Below are 16,276 nucleotides of genomic sequence, written 5' to 3' on the forward strand. Positions count from 1 at the left end.
AAATCAATCCTATTTACTTAAATGTTAAGGGGTGAAATTTTACAATTTTCACCCTCAATAAAATTTTTTACTTTCTCTACGACCTGATATTTGAGTATTATAGAAAAATTTTTATTTAAAATCTACTAACTTTATAGAATTAGTAGTAATATTGCAATTCCAAACAAAAATTCTATTGAACATGCTACAAAAACTACTGCTTTTATCTGTGTTTTTTACGGCAATATGTTATCAAAATGTATTTGCCCAAAAAACAACAACCCAACAACAATTAATTTGGGTAGCTTATAATAACGACCTGAAAATCAACGAAAAATGGTCGCTCAACAGCGATGTACAAGAGCGGCGTTTTTATAATCCGGCGGCACAGCATCAGTTTCTTATCCGCGAAACATTGAACCGTGTTTTAGAGGGTGGCTGGACGGTTGGAGTTGGTGCTTGTGCATTTTGGCAAAGCCCCCAAGAACCGACCGCTACTCAAAAATTGGTAGTGCCTGAATTGCGCCCACATGTGGAGTTTAACCTCAAACAAAAAATTAAAAAATTAGCGATTGACCACCGCTATAAATTTGAAGGGCGGTTTTTTCATAATACCAATACCGACCACACGGCTTTGGATAAAGGCTACGATTTTGGAAATTTTCGTCTGCGCTATCGCATTCAAGTCGCTTATCCTTTGTGGCAACTCAAAAATGGTAAAATGCTAAAAATCAAAGTAAATGACGAAATTTTGTGCAATGCCGGCAAAAATATCGTCAAGAATGTTTTTGACCAAAATCGTATTTATGCTGCTTTATCATTTGATGTTTTAAAGAATTTAAGCATAGAAGCGGGCTATCTGAATTGGTATCAGCAGCGTGCTTCGGGCAGCGATTTTTATAATCGTCATATTATTCGTTTCGGCATCAGCCAAAAATTATCACTCCATTCCAAAACTATTCACTCCTAAATTTCTTTTCATTTATGCTTCAAAATATTTCACTCAAACATATCGGCATCGCGATTTTAGTATTAAAATTTTTACTCATTTCGTATTTAATATGGACGGTATTGCCCACACTGCAATGGCACGATGTGCAGCCTGATTTTAGTTTTCTGGGGTTTGTGGTCGTGGGTTTTATTGCACAAATCATTGATGGCACTTTGGGAATGGCGTATGGCGTAAGTTGCACTACTTTTTTGCTCAACTTGGGCGTAGCTCCCAAATTGGCATCGGCGGCGGTGCATACTGCCGAAGTATTTACAACGGGTGTATCGGGTTTGTCTCATATCAAATTCAATAATTTAGACAAAAAACTTTTTTTCCGCATTGTTATCACAGGAGTAGCGGGTGCGGTGGTTGGTGCTTATTTGGTATCGGAAATTTTTGACGGAAAAATCATCAAACCTTACATTGCGCTATATTTGTTGATATTGGGTGCGGTAATTTTGGTAAAAGGTATCCGCAATCGTCCCAAAGTGCATACCGAAGTAAAACACGCCGAAATTTTGGCATTGGCGGGCGGCTTTTTAGATGCCATCGGCGGCGGCGGTTGGGGACCTATCGTTACTTCCAACATCATCAATCAAGGAAAAAACCCCGCCGAAACCATTGGAACGGTCAATACTGCCGAGTTTTTTGTGGCATTTTTCGGAACGGGTGTATTTTTGTTTTTCGTGGGCGTTGATAGCTGGAAGCTCGTGCTGGGCTTAATTATCGGTGGTGTGATAGCTGCTCCTTTCGGGGCTTATTTATCACAAAAAATCAGCAAACGTCCTTTGCTGATAATGGTAGGTATCGTAATTATCCTTACTTCTGCTTTTACGCTTTACAAAACCTTGTGGGCGTAAAATCACAAATTTTTATCTTTACTCTGCACTTCTATTTGTAGCTTTGCGGGTAAAAAATATGCAAATGCCTCTTTTATCCGGCAAAACTGCCCTCATTACCGGTGCTTCGCGCGGCATCGGTGAAGCTATCGCCCTTCTTTTTGCGCAACAGGGTGCTCAGGTGGCTTTTACTTACCGCAGCTCTGCCGACAAAGCCGCCGCTTTAGAAGCGAAAATGTCGGATTTGGGCGTAAAAGCCAAAGGATATTGTTCCAATGCCGCTTCTTTTACCGAAGCCGAACAGTTGGTACAGCAGGTATTGAGCGATTTTGGTACGATTGATATTTTGGTAAATAATGCCGGCATCACCCGCGACAATCTGCTGCTGCGCATGAGCGAAAACGACTGGGATACGGTGATGGAAAACAACCTGAAATCGGTGTTTAATCTCACCAAACATGTGATTCGCACGATGATGAAACAAAGAAGCGGCAGTATTATTAATCTGAGTTCTATTGTGGGCATACGCGGGCAAGCCGGACAAGCCAATTATGCCGCTTCCAAAGCGGGTGTGGTGGCGTTTAGCAAGTCGGTGGCGCAGGAAATGGGCAGCCGCAATATCCGTTGCAATGTCATCGCTCCCGGGTTTATTGAAACCGACATGACCGCCGCTTTGAACGAAGACACCAAAAAATCATATTTGCAAAGCGTACCTTTACAGCGTTTCGGCACCGGCGAAGATGTAGCCAAAGTAGCTTTGTTTTTGGCTTCAGATTTGTCGTCTTATGTCAATGGGCAAACCATCAGCGTTTGCGGCGGTATGCTCTGATTATCGTTATTTTTATTGCTTATTATTGATATTCTTTTCATTGAAACTGTTTTTTAGTTGCTCTGCACTTATGGAATGGTTTTTGGAACAGGCAATATTATACATCTTTTTTGCGTTTCAGCTGTTATAAGCAAAGATTGTGTCATTGGCACATTAAGCATCTTTTTATCAAAAAAATATTAAATCCTGATTAATACTGTTTTGGGAGCATCACTGACTTTTCAATATCCGCTTTGGTATCTTTTCTTTTGTATGCTGGCGGGTTTGTTGTATGCCGCCGTTTTATACTACAAAGACGTTTCTTTTGCCGACAGCAGCACTGCTACGCGCCGTTGGGGGCTGCCTTTGCTGTCCTTGCTTCGTTTTATCAGCGTCACCGCCATTGCTGTTTTGCTGCTCACGCCTTTGCTGCGCCGCAAACTTACCGATGTACGCAAACCGTATATTATCATTGCCGCCGACAATTCGGAGTCGGTAGCGAAGGGCTTTACAAACGGCGATACGGCACAGTATGCCGCCGCCCTGCGCCAATTAGCCGCGCAGTTGGGCGAGCAATATGAAGTAGAAACCTACCATTTCGGCGAAAACCTCCGCGAAGGACTGCAACTTTCATTAGACGAAAAAATTACCGACCTCTCTGCCGCCGTTCTTGAACTCAACAACCGCTATGCCAATCAAAATGTGGGTGCAGTGGTGCTGGCTTCCGATGGCATTTATAATCAGGGCAGCAACCCGCTTTATACTCCCCTGCAACTCAATGCGCCGCTTTATACAGTGGCTTTGGGCGATACAAGCGTGCGCAAAGATGCCCGCATTGACCGCGTGCTGTGCAACGAAATTGTGTATCGCGGCGATAAATTTTTGTTGCGCATAGATGCCGCCGCCTTCAACGCTCAAGGCAATAATTTGAATATGAGCGTATATAGCGGCAAAGTGGGAGGCAATAAAGTATTCGGAAAAACAATACCCATTAATAAAAATCGCTTTTTTGTGTCGGAAGAGGTCACTTTGTCGGCAGAAAACACAGGTATCCGCGAATATACCGTATGTGTGGGCAACTTACCCAACGAAGATAATACCGACAACAATTGCCGCAGTGTATTTGTGGAAGTGCTGGAAGGCAAACAAAAGATTTTGCTGCTCGCCAACAGCCCTCACCCCGATTTGGCGGCTATCAAAAAAGCCATAGAGCGCAATAAAAATTACGAAACTACCCTCGCCTACCCTGCCGCCCTGCCGCCTTCGCTCAAAGATTTTAATTTGGTGATACTGCACGGCTTACCTTCAGAAAGCAACGGCGTGGAAAATATCATCAGTCAATGCCGCAATGAACGTATTCCTACATTTTATATTCTGTCGTCACAAACTTCGGTGGCGCGTTTCAATAAAGCGCAAGATGTTTTGCAAATCAGCGGGGGCAATGCGGCTGCCAATGATGTAAAAGCCCTTGCGCAGCGCGATTTCAATTTATTTACCTTTCCCGAACCGTTGCTGCAAGCCATTGAACAATTGCCGCCTTTGAGTGCGCCTTATGGCGAATACAGCGCAGCACCCGCCGCCCAGCATTTATTGGTGCAAAAAATAGGAACGGTCAGCACGAAGTATCCCTTGATGACGCTTTTGCAAAATGCCCAACAACAAAAAACGGCAGTATTGAGCGGCGAAGGATTGTGGCGATGGCGTATGTATGATTATGCTAAAAATAAAAATGCTGACGCAGTAGATGAGCTTTTTGCAAAAACAGTACAATATTTAGCGGTAAAAAATGACAAACGGCAATTTCGCGTGAATGTGGCGAAAAAGTTGTTTTCGGAAAACGAAACTATTACATTCAGTGCCGAATTGTATAACGACAGCTACGAACTCATCAATACCTCCGATGTATCGTTATCGGTGCGCAACAGCGAAGGCAAAGAGTATTCCTATATATTCAGCAAAACGGGCAATGCCTATACTTTGGAAGCCCGGTTTGTTGCCCGCCGACGATTACAGCTACCTGGACGCACCGCCCTCAACGGCAAAAACTATGAAGCAAGCGGCAATTTCAGCATCAAGCCTTTGCAATTAGAAACCGCCAACCTCACCGCCAACCACCAACTTCTATACGCTTGGAGCGAAAAAAACGGCGGCAGCAGCTTTACACCCGACCAACTATCGGCATTGGCAGACAGCATTAAAACAAATCCCGCCATCAAACCTGTTATTTACAGCTCTTACAAAACACAAGCCGCCATTAATTTCAGATGGATTTTCGCGGCATTGGCGTTTTTATTATTTATAGAGTGGTTTTTGCGAAAATACTGGGGCAGTTATTAAAGCTATCTTACCTAAAGAAATGCTACCCTCAGCGGGCTAGGTATCGTGCTCCACCTAAAGAATTGCTACCCTTGGCGGGATAGGTATCGTGCTGCACCTAAAGAAATGCTACCCTCGGCGGGATAGGTATCGTGCTACACCTAAAGAAATGCTACCCTCGGCGGGATAGGTATCGTGCTACACCTAAAGAAATGCTACCCTCGGCGGGATATATATCGTGCTGCACCTAAAGAAACGCTACCCTCGGCGGGATATATATCGTGCTGCACCTAAAGAAACGCTACCCTCGGCGGGATATATATCGTGGTTCACCTAACAAATTGCTACCCTCGGCGGGTTTGTATCGTGGTTCTCCTAAAGAATTGCTACCCTCGGCGGGTTTGTATCGTGGTTCTCCTAAAGAATTGCTACCCTCGGCGGGTTTGTATCGTGGTTCTCCTAAAGAATTGCTACCCTCGGCAGGATATACATCGTGGTTCACCTAAAGAATTGCTACCCTCGGCGGGATAAGTATCGTGCTGCACCTAATAAATTGCTACCCTTGGCGGGATAGGTATCGTGCTGCACCTAATAATCGTCTGAACCTTGATTTTCAGGATTAAAGGATTAACAGGATTTTTTAAAGTGTAGCGGGTTCGTCATCGGCTTCGGGGATAACTTTGTCAAAGTTCAAACTTTGACAAAGTTGAAATAAAAAAGGTTTATATTTGTAGCATTGCTTTACCACGCATAAAATACTCATATCGTGAAAACAACACAACAACACACACTCGGCAGCGGTAAGCAAACCGCCGCTTTGCAACAAGTCAGCCAAGCTCCCGCCCCCCGCTACCTACACCAATGGGCTAACGGCACCTATATCGCCACACTGCGCTCAGATGATGGTAAAGCAGAACACCATAAAATATCCGTGCTGCATCATTAATTCAATACAACAGTCGCTTATCGGAATAGCTATTCCGATAAGCGGCTGTTTTTATTGATTGATTGATTGATTGATTAATTTATTTGTTTGTTTATTTATTTTTAAAATCTGCCCGAAAAATGAAAAATATCTGTATATGCTGCTGCTGGCTGCTCCTGAATTTGCTCAACGCCCACAGCCAAGCCGACAGCACCCATTTCTTTAATCATACCTACAAAAAAGGCAATGATTTTACTTTCAACGCCGGTGCCTTAGAAACCGATGATGCCTATTTAATCGTAACCAATCATTTCTCTGATGATACAACTAATATTTCCGGATTTTCTTTGAGAAAGATTAATAAGGAAAATGGCAATACTATTTGGCGCAAAATACTTCGTGATACTTTGCGGCTCAATACCACCTATTATGACCGCGAACTCACCCTGACTGATGAAGGGAACTATATCTTAACGGCTAACACAAGACACTACAATAATACGAACAAGAAAGATGTGTTACTGATGAGTTTTGATAAGGAAGGTCAAGTATTATCCAAATCAATTATAGGAGATAGTGCAACTTTTGAAATGTCAAAATGTATAGTTAACCTCGGCAATGGTGCAGGTTATATTGTAGGGGGCACTTACGAGTGGCACGCCTATCTGTTGCGTTTGGATAAAAACGGACATAAACTCTGGCAGCGGCACTATGTCAATCCCTACGACAGCATTCAGCAAACACGCACCGCACTCAATGTCTATCCTACCAGCGACAAGGGGTTTATCTTTTCGGGCTGGGTCACCAAAGAAAGCCCTACAGGAGGCTACGACCCCATTTTTAAGATGTATGTCACCAAAACCGACAGCCTCGGAAATGAAATCTGGACACTCTACCCAAAAGGTGATGATGATGAAAATGATGGTGGATGCGGAATGTATAATATGGGAGGATTTTATTTGATTAATGCCAGAGTTGACAGAAAAGAAGATAATGAATATGGCAAAAACTATTTTGCACTCATCAGCAAAGACGGGCAAATGGGAGAAGAAGTTATTGTAAATATCCCTCAGGTAAGTGCTATACAAGGTATGTTACATTTTTATCCCAATGATGGTTTTATCGGTGCAGCAGTATATCTCAACGAGTACAAGAATACAGAGGCTTGGTTGGGGCGTTTCAGTGCCAATTTTGAGTTGTTGTGGAGTCGGCGTTATACCACCAATCCCCAAATAGACCACTATTTTCGCGGTATGCTGCCCACCCAAGACGGTGGTTTCTTACTCACGGGCTTGAGTATGGAGGGCTACGCCTGGGAACTCAAAGTAGATAGCCTCGGCAACACTTGTTGGTTCAATGCCCCGCCGCAATGGGAGCAAGCCACCGACCCCGAAGGCAACACCTACTACACCGCCGGCTGCGATAGCCTCCACCTCGTCCCCTGGACAGTAGGCATAGACGAAACATTCCCCACTTTGGGGGGGCAAGGGGGGGTAAGCATCTCCCCCAACCCCGCCGATGTTGAGGCTTGGATAACACTGCCGCAATTGCAAAAGTGGTATCTCTACGACCTCAACGGACGCTTACTGCTCCAGCAGGCTCAAAATCGTGTGCCTACCGCCCACTTGCCTGCCGGTTTGTATATGTTGCAAATCTACGACAAGCAAGGAAACCGTTTTACACATCAACTCAATGTAGTGCATCCTTAAGCCCTTTTTTCAGCCGCTCCGTACCCCCTGCGCGGGTATGGGGCGGCTTTTATTTACCTCTCTTTTAAAAAACAATACACAATGTGGCAGATTTATTTTAAATATGCAATTTATCTCATATTAGTGTTGGGTATTTGCTACCCTGCCGCTCAGGCACAGTACGATACGCTCACTACTTTTTTTCATAAAGCCTACGCCATAGATACCTTAGAAGTTTTTAATGGAGGAGCTTTTGAAACAGATGAAGCATACCTGCTCATCACCAATTACAACCGCAATTTACGCGGATTAGAGCTGAGAGCCATTGACAAAGAAAATGGTTCTTTGTTGTGGAAAAAGGATTTGCACCAAGACCGTTGCACTAACTACTACGACAACTTATTGCTCCAAACAGCACCCGATACTTTTATGATTACAATGAACGATTACACTTATGGGTATAGAGACATAAAAATGATATGGATAGACAAAAAAGGCAACATTGCAAAAGAATGGAAATACGGACTGCAGGAAGTAGATGAATTTATCGTGGTGACACAGCGCACAAAAGACGGCGGTTATATATTGGCAGGAGAGTTTATTGGTGTAGCTGATGGAGGGTTATATATATTAAAGTTAGATTTAAATGGCAATAAAGAATGGGAAAAAAAAATAATACCGGAACAACCTGCCTACTTTGCAGATAAAATTTTAAGTATTTGCGAAAGCAGCGACGGGGGCTATATGCTGTCAGGCATACATATCAAAACGATTGGCGAGTCGCTTCTTGATTTTGTCAACAAAATGTTTGTAATGAAAATAGACTACTTCGGCAACGAAGTCTGGACGGTATATCCCAAAGATGATGAGGAGGAGGATAGCGGTTGTTTTATGTCCCCATTCCTAACCCCGACGGCAGTGCTGCCAATACTTATTTACTTACCGCACAGGGAGCTTATAGCTATGGCAAAATATACTTTGCCAAAATAGATGAGCAGGGTAACCTGTTTGATATTGCAATAAAAGAAGTACCCAATGTGCATTCCTTCCAGAGTGCAATTCATTTTATCAATCCCACTACTTTTGTAGGCAGGGGCTTGGAAAAACAACCCTTTTTTGCCAACTCCAATGTGCAGGGCAACCTGATGTGCTTTGATACCGACTACAACCTGCTGTGGCGCAAGGGCTATTGCACCAACAAAGAGCGCGACCACTACACGCGCGGTATGCTGCCCACCCAAGACGGCGGCTACCTGCTCACGGGCTTGAGTATGGAGGGCTACGCTTGGGAAGCCAAAGTAGATAGCCTCGGCAATACTTGCTGGTTCAACAAGCCGCCGCAATGGGAGGAAGCCACCGACCCCGAAGGCAACCCCTACTACACCGCCGGCTGCGACAGCCTCCACCTCGTCCCCTGGACAGTAGGCATAGACGAAACATTCCCCCCTTTGGGGGCGCAAGGGGGGGTAAGCATCGCCCCCAACCCCGCCGATGATGTAGTATATATAGAGTGGAATGGTAAAGAAGGGACGAACTTAACTATTTACGATATGAATAAAAAACCGATGATGAAAGTTCGTTTAGAAACAGGCAACAACCCTGTTTCAATTCGTGCTTTACCCATAGGAATATATCTATTGCAAATAGAAGGCACTGCTCAAGTAAGTAAATTGAGTATTGTAAGATAAATATTGAGCAAAAAACTTTGGGAGGTTTTACTCCCAAAGTTTTTTATTCCTTTACTACAATTATTAATTTATTAGAGGAGTCATCACACCCCCTTTACTTGTGACACACAATATAAAATTGTCATAGCCTCTTGAGTGCCACTTTATTCATCAATGAAGATAAAAAAAGGAACTACTTATCGTGGCTTCCTTTAAATACCACACAACACCCCCTTTGTCTATATGCCAAAAGGTAGAACATTGAAATGATGCTTAAAGCTCTCAAAGCCGTTTTTATTACTAATTTTGGACAATTTGATTTCTTTTATTCTAAACTGTCGTATAGTTAGTAAAAAAACTTATTTTAGCCCTTTCATAGCTTTTCACATGGTGTATCAGATGAAAACACTTCGTTTTTTTATACATTTTCTGTTGTTGGTGTCAGCGTTTTATGCGACCCATCTTTCGGCTATCGCTCAAAATATCATTGAGCGCGTAGAGCCGCCCCATTGGTGGGCAGATGTACAAAACAGGCAATTTCAGTTGTTGATATACGGTAAAAATTTGCAAGCCGACAGTTTAACGGTCAGTGGCAGAGGATTGAAGGTACAAGCCCTACACCGCCTTCAAAATCCCAATTATCTTTTTGCCGATGTATTATTAGCTGATGATGCGGCGGCAGGTGTTTATACTTTTACGCTGTATTGCTGTGGCGGCAGTAAGGAAACTTTCAATTATAGCATTAAAGCCGCACCGCCCACCGCACCGCAAGGGCTGTCGCCCGCCGACCTCATTTATCTCATTATGCCTGACCGCTTTGCCAACGGCGACCCCCACAACGATGCACCCGCCGAAGTGCGCGAGCGCGACATCAACCGCAAAGAACTCATCAAGCGGCACGGCGGCGATTTGCAGGGTGTGTTGCAACATTTGGATTATATACAAAATTTGGGTGCAACGGCGTTGTGGCTCAATCCGGTGCTGGAAAACGACCAGCCTTTTGCTTCTTATCACGGCTATGCCTGCACCGACAGCTACCGCATTGACCCGCGCCACGGAACTTTGGAACTCTACCAACAACTGAGCCGCGAAGCCAAACAAAGAGGTATTAAAATGGTGATGGATATTGTACACAATCACGTAGGCGACCAGCATTGGTTCATTCGGGATTTGCCCGCTCCCGATTGGATTCATCAGCACGACACCTACACACAAACCACCTATCGTGCCACTACCCTACTCGACCCGCACGCCGCCAATGCCGACCGCGACCGTTTTCAGAATGGCTGGTTTGATACACACATGCACGACCTCAATTTGCTCAATCCTTATTTAGCGCCATATGTGATACCAAACAATATCTGGTGGGTAAAAGAAGCCGGCATTGATGCCCTGCGTATGGATACTTATACTTATTCTGCTCCCGAATTTCTGGAGCAATGGGCAGATGCCGTACAGCGTGAACTGCCCACTTTGAGCATTTTTGCCGAAGTGTGGGATCATGGCACGCCGATACAGATGTATTTTAGCAAAAACAAACTGAATACTACCGACAATCCTCAATTTTTTCGCTCCGGTGTGGCGGGAATGACGGATTTTCAACTGCATTTTGCCATCTTGGAAGCCGTAAAACAACCGACGGGCTGGACGGAAGGACTGACACGATTGTATTATACCCTCACCTACGACTTTTTATACGATAACCCGAATGCACACGTTATTTTTTTGGATAATCACGATGTGAGCCGTTTTTTCAGTGAAGTGAATGGCGATATGAACCGTTTTAAAATGGGTATTGCGCTGCTATACACTTTGCGCGGTATTCCTTGTTTGTATTACGGCACAGAGCTGCTGATGCAGGGCAAAACTTTTCCGATGGATAATGTGCGTACCGATGTGTCGGGCGGCTGGCAGGGCGATGCCCGCAACCAATTTACGGCAGGCGGCAGAACGGCGCAGGAAAATGAAGTCTTTGATTATATTCAGAAATTAGGGCAGTGGCGCAAAGGGTCGCGGGCGGTGCAAACGGGAAAACTGACCCACTTCGTGCCGGAAAACGGCGTTTATGTATATTTTCGCCATACCGACACCGAAAGTGTAATGGTAGTAGCCAACAGCAACGAGCAAACTGCTTCCGTAACAATGAGCCGTTTTGCTGAGTGTTTGAAAAGCTACCACAGCGCACGAAACGTAGTAAGCGGCGAAACTTTAAGTAACCTTCAAACGTTGAATATACCAAAAATGTCGGTGCAGATTTTTGAGTTGAAATAAGTTGTGAAACAGGTAAAAAATGTACTTTTTGCTGCCGACATGATTTTTCTTTTTTAAAAATTATTAACATAAAATATAAGCGATTTTTTACAAACCTTTTCAAAACGAGTGCTTATATATCACGAAAATAAACTCACATGCCCTCATTCCATTTACTTGATTTGCTGATTAGCACACTTTTAGGGCTGATAATGCTGGGAATTGGTTTGTCGCTGTCGCCAAAAGATTTCAGAAATATATTTTTATATCCCAAAGCCTTTGCTGCTGCCCTTGCCTCGCAGATGCTGGCATTGCCTGTTATTGCTTTTCTGATTGCTTCTTCATGGAATTTGCCGCCCGAAATAAAAGTGGGTTTGGTAATTTTGGCGGCGAGCCCGGGGGGTGCCTCTTCGGGTTTTCTGACGTATTTATTTAAAGGAAATGTAGCTCTATCTATTTCGCTCACCACTGTCAATAGTTTGCTCACGCTTTTTTCTATTCCGATAGTGGTAAATTTTGCATTGCAAACATTTATGGGTACACAATCAAGTATTCATTTGCCTTTTTGGGCAACCTTTCAGCATATTTTTATCGTTACCATTATTCCGGCAGTATTGGGTATGTGGATTCACCGGAGGTTTCCCGTGTTTGCCTTTCGTGCCGAAAAATATTTGCGCTATATTATGATGCTGCTGATGGCGGGTATTTTTGTTATTATGTTGCTGGGCGATAAAAGTGAAGGCGGCACCGACTTTAGTATTAGCGAAATCATACAATATCTTCCGCCGGTGTTGCTGCTCAATGTGGCTTGTTTGTGTTTTGGTTATTTCTTTTTAAAAATCCTGCGGCTGCCGCACGCCGACCAAATTACCGCCGCCATTGAATCGGGTGTACACAACACCACTTTGGCATTTTTGATTGCCGGCACACTGCTCGCCAACCCCGAAATGGTAAAACCGGCTATTTTGTACGCCGCTATTTCATTTGTTACCGCCGTTATTTTTGGCAGAATTGCCACCCGCTACTATGATGCCCAAAAACTCAAAAAGCATCAACCATAAAAAATCATTTTTCAGCACGCTATGAAATCGCGCTATTTTTTAATCAACAAACCCTACAATATGCTGTCGCAATTCAGCGATGAGGGCAGTGGCGCAGCTACTTTGGCACAGTTGGGTTTTGATTTTCCGAAAGATGTATATCCGGTGGGGCGTTTGGATAAAGACAGCGAGGGTTTGCTGCTGCTCACCAACGACCGCCGCCTCAATGCACAACTATTGCTCCCCGAACAGCATATTTCCAAAACGTATTGGGCACAGGTAGAAGGAACGGCAACTGCTGATCATATCGCCGCTTTGCTGCAAGGTGTAACCCTTCGTATCGACAAAAAAACATATCATTGCGCTGCTTTTCAAGCGAGGATTTTGCCCGAAGCCCCGCCTTTGCCGCCGCGCATACCGCCGGTGCGCTATCGTCAAAGCGTGCCCGACTCCTGGATAGAAATGAGCCTCACTGAAGGCAAAAACCGACAAGTACGCCGTATGACGGCAGCCGTAGGATTGCCAACTTTGCGGCTTTTTCGCTGTGCTATCGGTGCTTTGCGCTGGGAAATGTTGCAAGGAGTCGTTGTGGCAGAAATTCGGCAACAGGATATTGTTGAGAAAAAATAAAAAGTATATCATCTGAAATTATAAAAAAGTAAATGCAAATAAAAAAGCTCTTAGGCAAATGGCAGCACAATACCTTCTTATACACAAATATTATTCTTAACTTTGCGGTTTATCTGTTTACGTTTCAATTCAACCATCAATTTGTAATTTTCAGCTATGCAAGCAAGCTATATTCCCTCCGACTACACGCCCATTTTTATCCAGCTCACTTTGGCATTGCTTTTTATAGGCGGCACTATGGTGGCAACGCACTATTTAGGTCCGAGCCGCCACAGCAAAACCAAAGACCAAGCCTGGGAATGTGGTATTGATGCTGTCGGTGATGCCCGCACTCCTATTTCGGTAAAATATTTCCTCATCGCCATTTTGTTTGTGTTGTTTGATGTAGAAATTATTTTTATGTATCCCTGGGCGGTTAATTTTAAAGAGCTGGGCTGGTTTGGTTTTGTGGAGATGCTCACTTTTTTGGGCTTGCTGCTGGCAGGTTTTTATTATATCATCAAAAAAGGTGTATTGAATTGGATAGAGTAAAAAACGAAATATTTTTATTAAAGAAAAATAATATTGCCTTTATCTTTTTCTAAGATATTTTTGAAATATACAATTTTTTTGAAAAAATCTGAGGCAAAATATTTAAAAAACACAACCACCTTTATTATATATGACCAATATCGTAGAAGCCCCGAAAGGGCATAGCGGACAAGGATTTTTCGCCACCTCCTTTGATGAGGTCATCGGTATAGCGCGCGCCAATTCGCTTTGGCCACTGCCCTTTGCTACTTCGTGCTGCGGCATTGAATTTATGGCAACCATGGGCGCACACTACGACATCGCCCGCTTCGGTGCAGAGCGTCCGAGTTTTTCGCCGCGCCAATCAGACCTGTTGATGGTGATGGGTACGATTGCAAAAAAAATGGCTCCCATCGTAAAGCAGGTATATGAACAAATGGCAGAGCCGCGCTGGGTGATTGCCGTAGGAGCTTGTGCCTCCAGTGGCGGCATATTTGATACTTACAGTGTTTTGCAGGGCATAGACCGAATTATTCCGGTGGATGTGTATGTACCCGGCTGCCCGCCGCGTCCCGAACAAATTATCGAAGGCTTGATGAAAATTCAAGAACTCGCCGCCAACGAGTCGCTGCGCCGCCGCAACAGTGCCGAATACCAACAATTATTGGCATCGTACAATATTCAATAAAAGAAAAAAGAAATAATTTTCAACATACACACTCCCCCCATCAGCAGCTTTTTATTTAGTATTCAAGCATTGCATTTTATTATATGGCACAACTCACCCACCAAATTGTTATAGACGACCTCGTGAGTCGCTTCGGCGGCGATATTTACGACTATGCCGAGCCGCACGCACTGCCTACGTTCAGCACCTCCGCCGAGCGCATATTGGATATTTTGGAATACCTCTATTTTCACCCGCAATTTAAGTTTCAGTTTCTTACCGACTTGTGCGGCGTGCATTATCCCGACCAAAAAGGCAAAGAATTAGGCGTGGTATATCATTTACACAGCCTTACCAATAATCTGCGCCTGCGCATCAAAGTGTATGTGCCTTCCGACCAACCGAAAGTGCCTTCTGCTACGTCTTTGTTTGCCTCCGCCAATTGGCAAGAGCGCGAAACTTATGATTTTTACGGTATTATTTTCAATAATCACCCCAATTTAAAGCGTATTCTGAATGTTGATGAAATGGATTATTTCCCGCTTCGCAAAGAATATCCTTTGGAAGACCGCACCCGCCGCGATAAAGAAGATAAATATTTTGGCAGGTAAAAAAAGGATTATCAAATAAGGATTCATCGCACAAAAAAAGTCTAAAAAAATGGAACTCCAACCTCGCAGCCCTCTTTCCAAACAACTCATCGAACGCCCCGATTATATGGGCAGCCGCCAAGTGCAGCCCGATGATGCGATTTATATGAATGAGTTGGTGACACTCAATTTGGGTCCTACCCACCCCGCTACACACGGCGTGTTTCAGAATATTTTGCTGATGGACGGCGAAAAAATCGTCGCCGGCGAAGCAACTATCGGTTATATCCACCGCGCTTTTGAAAAAATTGCCGAACAACGCCCCTTTTATCAAATTACACCCCTCACCGACCGCCTCAATTATTGCTCCTCTCCTATCAATAATATGGGTTGGTGGATGACGGTGGAAAAACTGCTCGGCGTAGAAGTCCCCAAACGCGCTCAGTATATGCGCGTAATTATGATGGAACTGGCACGCATTGCCGACCACCTGATATGCAATTCTATTTTGGGCGTAGATACAGGTGCTTTTACCGGATTTTTGTATGTATTTCAGCAGCGCGAACTCATTTACGAAATTTACGAAGAAGTATGCGGCGCACGCCTCACTACCAATATGGGGCGTATCGGCGGTATGGAACGTGATTTTTCGCCCATAGCCATTCAGAAAATAAAACAATTTCTGAAGGATTTTCCGCCCGTGATGCGCGAGTTTGAAAAAATGTTCAACCGCAACCGTATTTTTATGGACAGAATCGTCAATGTGGGAGCTATCAGTGCCGAGCGTGCATTGAACTACGGCTTTACCGGACCCAATTTGCGTGCCGCCGGCGTAGATTATGACGTGCGCGTGATGGAGCCTTACTGCAGCTATCAGGATTTTGATTTTGATATTCCCATCGGCGAGTCGGGCGATACTTACGACCGCTTTATGGTGCGCAATGAAGAAATCTGGCAAAGCCTCCGCATCATTGAACAGGCTCTTAATAATTTACCCGAAGGAGCGTATTATGCCAACGATGCGCGCTATTATCTTCCTCCAAAACAATTGGTATATCAAAGTATGGAGGCACTGATTTATCATTTCAAAATTATTATGGGAGAAATAGATGCACCTGTGGGCGAAGTGTATCATGCCGTAGAAGGTGGCAATGGCGAGTTGGGCTACTACCTTATCAGCGATGGCGGCAGAACACCGTATCGTTTGCATTTCCGCCGTCCGTGCTTCATTTATTATCAGGCATTTCCCGAAATGGCGGTAGGCTCTCAACTCAGCGATGCTATCGTTACAATGAGCAGTCTCAATGTCATTGCCGGCGAATTAGATGCTTGATTTTTTAAAAACTTCTATCAAAAAAGTTTTTCTGTATAAAAAA

General features: G+C 44.1%; 16 protein-coding genes. All 16 read left to right on the forward strand.

Annotation, left to right across the window (positions count from 1 at the left end):
- Positions 1-181: 181 nt before the first annotated feature.
- The 16 genes from IPL35_00415 (at position 182) to IPL35_00490 (ending at position 16,233) form a co-directional block, all read left to right on the forward strand.
- The gene (locus IPL35_00415) at positions 182-949 is read left to right on the forward strand and encodes a DUF2490 domain-containing protein (GenBank protein ID MBK8441951.1); all 768 of its coding nucleotides are present in this window, start codon (positions 182-184) and stop codon (positions 947-949) included.
- Between the two features lie 14 nt (positions 950-963).
- Positions 964-1,830 (forward strand): sulfite exporter TauE/SafE family protein, encoded by an 867-nt coding sequence (locus IPL35_00420; protein ID MBK8441952.1) that lies wholly within the window; start codon positions 964-966, stop codon positions 1,828-1,830.
- Positions 1,831-1,894: 64 nt separating this feature from the next.
- Positions 1,895-2,638: a 3-oxoacyl-[acyl-carrier-protein] reductase gene (fabG, locus tag IPL35_00425; GenBank protein ID MBK8441953.1), complete on the forward strand. Its 744-nt coding sequence runs from the start codon at positions 1,895-1,897 to the stop codon at positions 2,636-2,638.
- 201 nt (positions 2,639-2,839) lie between these two features.
- Positions 2,840-4,954 carry a hypothetical protein gene (locus tag IPL35_00430; GenBank protein MBK8441954.1) on the forward strand — a complete coding sequence of 705 codons (2,115 nt, stop codon included), beginning with the start codon at positions 2,840-2,842 and terminating at the stop codon, positions 4,952-4,954.
- Between the two features lie 320 nt (positions 4,955-5,274).
- Positions 5,275-5,439 carry a hypothetical protein gene (locus tag IPL35_00435; protein MBK8441955.1) on the forward strand — a complete coding sequence of 55 codons (165 nt, stop codon included), beginning with the start codon at positions 5,275-5,277 and terminating at the stop codon, positions 5,437-5,439.
- 260 nt (positions 5,440-5,699) lie between these two features.
- Complete coding sequence (locus IPL35_00440; GenBank protein MBK8441956.1) at positions 5,700-5,879, forward strand: hypothetical protein; 180 nt, start codon at positions 5,700-5,702, stop codon at positions 5,877-5,879.
- 119 nt (positions 5,880-5,998) lie between these two features.
- Positions 5,999-7,567 carry a T9SS type A sorting domain-containing protein gene (locus tag IPL35_00445; protein ID MBK8441957.1) on the forward strand — a complete coding sequence of 523 codons (1,569 nt, stop codon included), beginning with the start codon at positions 5,999-6,001 and terminating at the stop codon, positions 7,565-7,567.
- Positions 7,568-7,648: 81 nt separating this feature from the next.
- Positions 7,649-8,536, forward strand: a complete 888-nt coding sequence (locus IPL35_00450; GenBank protein MBK8441958.1) for a hypothetical protein — start codon at positions 7,649-7,651, stop codon at positions 8,534-8,536.
- On the forward strand, positions 8,431-9,234 hold the full coding sequence (locus IPL35_00455; GenBank protein MBK8441959.1) for a T9SS type A sorting domain-containing protein: 804 nt from the start codon (positions 8,431-8,433) through the stop codon (positions 9,232-9,234). The genes IPL35_00450 and IPL35_00455 overlap by 106 nt, the downstream gene beginning before the upstream one ends.
- A gap of 378 nt (positions 9,235-9,612) precedes the next feature.
- Positions 9,613-11,484 (forward strand): glycoside hydrolase family 13 protein, encoded by a 1,872-nt coding sequence (locus tag IPL35_00460; protein ID MBK8441960.1) that lies wholly within the window; start codon positions 9,613-9,615, stop codon positions 11,482-11,484.
- A 137-nt stretch (positions 11,485-11,621) separates the two neighbouring features.
- A complete protein-coding gene (locus IPL35_00465; protein ID MBK8441961.1) occupies positions 11,622-12,524 on the forward strand; it encodes a bile acid:sodium symporter family protein in 903 nt (300 codons plus the stop codon).
- A gap of 21 nt (positions 12,525-12,545) precedes the next feature.
- Positions 12,546-13,133 carry a pseudouridine synthase gene (locus IPL35_00470; GenBank protein MBK8441962.1) on the forward strand — a complete coding sequence of 196 codons (588 nt, stop codon included), beginning with the start codon at positions 12,546-12,548 and terminating at the stop codon, positions 13,131-13,133.
- 156 nt (positions 13,134-13,289) lie between these two features.
- The gene (locus tag IPL35_00475) at positions 13,290-13,664 is read left to right on the forward strand and encodes an NADH-quinone oxidoreductase subunit A (protein ID MBK8441963.1); all 375 of its coding nucleotides are present in this window, start codon (positions 13,290-13,292) and stop codon (positions 13,662-13,664) included.
- A 130-nt stretch (positions 13,665-13,794) separates the two neighbouring features.
- The gene (locus IPL35_00480) at positions 13,795-14,331 is read left to right on the forward strand and encodes an NADH-quinone oxidoreductase subunit B (GenBank protein MBK8441964.1); all 537 of its coding nucleotides are present in this window, start codon (positions 13,795-13,797) and stop codon (positions 14,329-14,331) included.
- Positions 14,332-14,414: 83 nt separating this feature from the next.
- The gene (locus IPL35_00485) at positions 14,415-14,921 is read left to right on the forward strand and encodes an NADH-quinone oxidoreductase subunit C (GenBank protein ID MBK8441965.1); all 507 of its coding nucleotides are present in this window, start codon (positions 14,415-14,417) and stop codon (positions 14,919-14,921) included.
- 106 nt (positions 14,922-15,027) lie between these two features.
- The gene (locus IPL35_00490; protein MBK8441966.1) at positions 15,028-16,233 is read left to right on the forward strand and encodes an NADH-quinone oxidoreductase subunit D; all 1,206 of its coding nucleotides are present in this window, start codon (positions 15,028-15,030) and stop codon (positions 16,231-16,233) included.
- Positions 16,234-16,276: the final 43 nt, after the last annotated feature.

It is taken from the genome of Sphingobacteriales bacterium, from assembly GCA_016711285.1.
GTDB lineage: Bacteria > Bacteroidota > Bacteroidia > Chitinophagales > UBA2359 > JADJTG01.

What these genes read in the sequence shown, in the direction of transcription:
- IPL35_00480 (MBK8441964.1), top strand. Translation starts at nt 13,795, where the DNA reads ATGACCAATATCGTAGAAGCCCCGAAAGGGCATAGCGGACAAGGATTT.
- IPL35_00485 (MBK8441965.1), top strand. Translation starts at nt 14,415, where the DNA reads ATGGCACAACTCACCCACCAAATTGTTATAGACGACCTCGTGAGTCGC.
- IPL35_00450 (MBK8441958.1), top strand. Translation starts at nt 7,649, where the DNA reads ATGTGGCAGATTTATTTTAAATATGCAATTTATCTCATATTAGTGTTG.
- IPL35_00490 (MBK8441966.1), top strand. Translation starts at nt 15,028, where the DNA reads ATGGGCAGCCGCCAAGTGCAGCCCGATGATGCGATTTATATGAATGAG.
- IPL35_00465 (MBK8441961.1), top strand. Translation starts at nt 11,622, where the DNA reads ATGCCCTCATTCCATTTACTTGATTTGCTGATTAGCACACTTTTAGGG.
- IPL35_00460 (MBK8441960.1), top strand. Translation starts at nt 9,613, where the DNA reads ATGAAAACACTTCGTTTTTTTATACATTTTCTGTTGTTGGTGTCAGCG.
- IPL35_00470 (MBK8441962.1), top strand. Translation starts at nt 12,546, where the DNA reads ATGAAATCGCGCTATTTTTTAATCAACAAACCCTACAATATGCTGTCG.
- IPL35_00415 (MBK8441951.1), top strand. Translation starts at nt 182, where the DNA reads ATGCTACAAAAACTACTGCTTTTATCTGTGTTTTTTACGGCAATATGT.
- IPL35_00420 (MBK8441952.1), top strand. Translation starts at nt 964, where the DNA reads ATGCTTCAAAATATTTCACTCAAACATATCGGCATCGCGATTTTAGTA.
- IPL35_00445 (MBK8441957.1), top strand. Translation starts at nt 5,999, where the DNA reads ATGAAAAATATCTGTATATGCTGCTGCTGGCTGCTCCTGAATTTGCTC.
- IPL35_00475 (MBK8441963.1), top strand. Translation starts at nt 13,290, where the DNA reads ATGCAAGCAAGCTATATTCCCTCCGACTACACGCCCATTTTTATCCAG.
- fabG (MBK8441953.1), top strand. Translation starts at nt 1,895, where the DNA reads ATGCCTCTTTTATCCGGCAAAACTGCCCTCATTACCGGTGCTTCGCGC.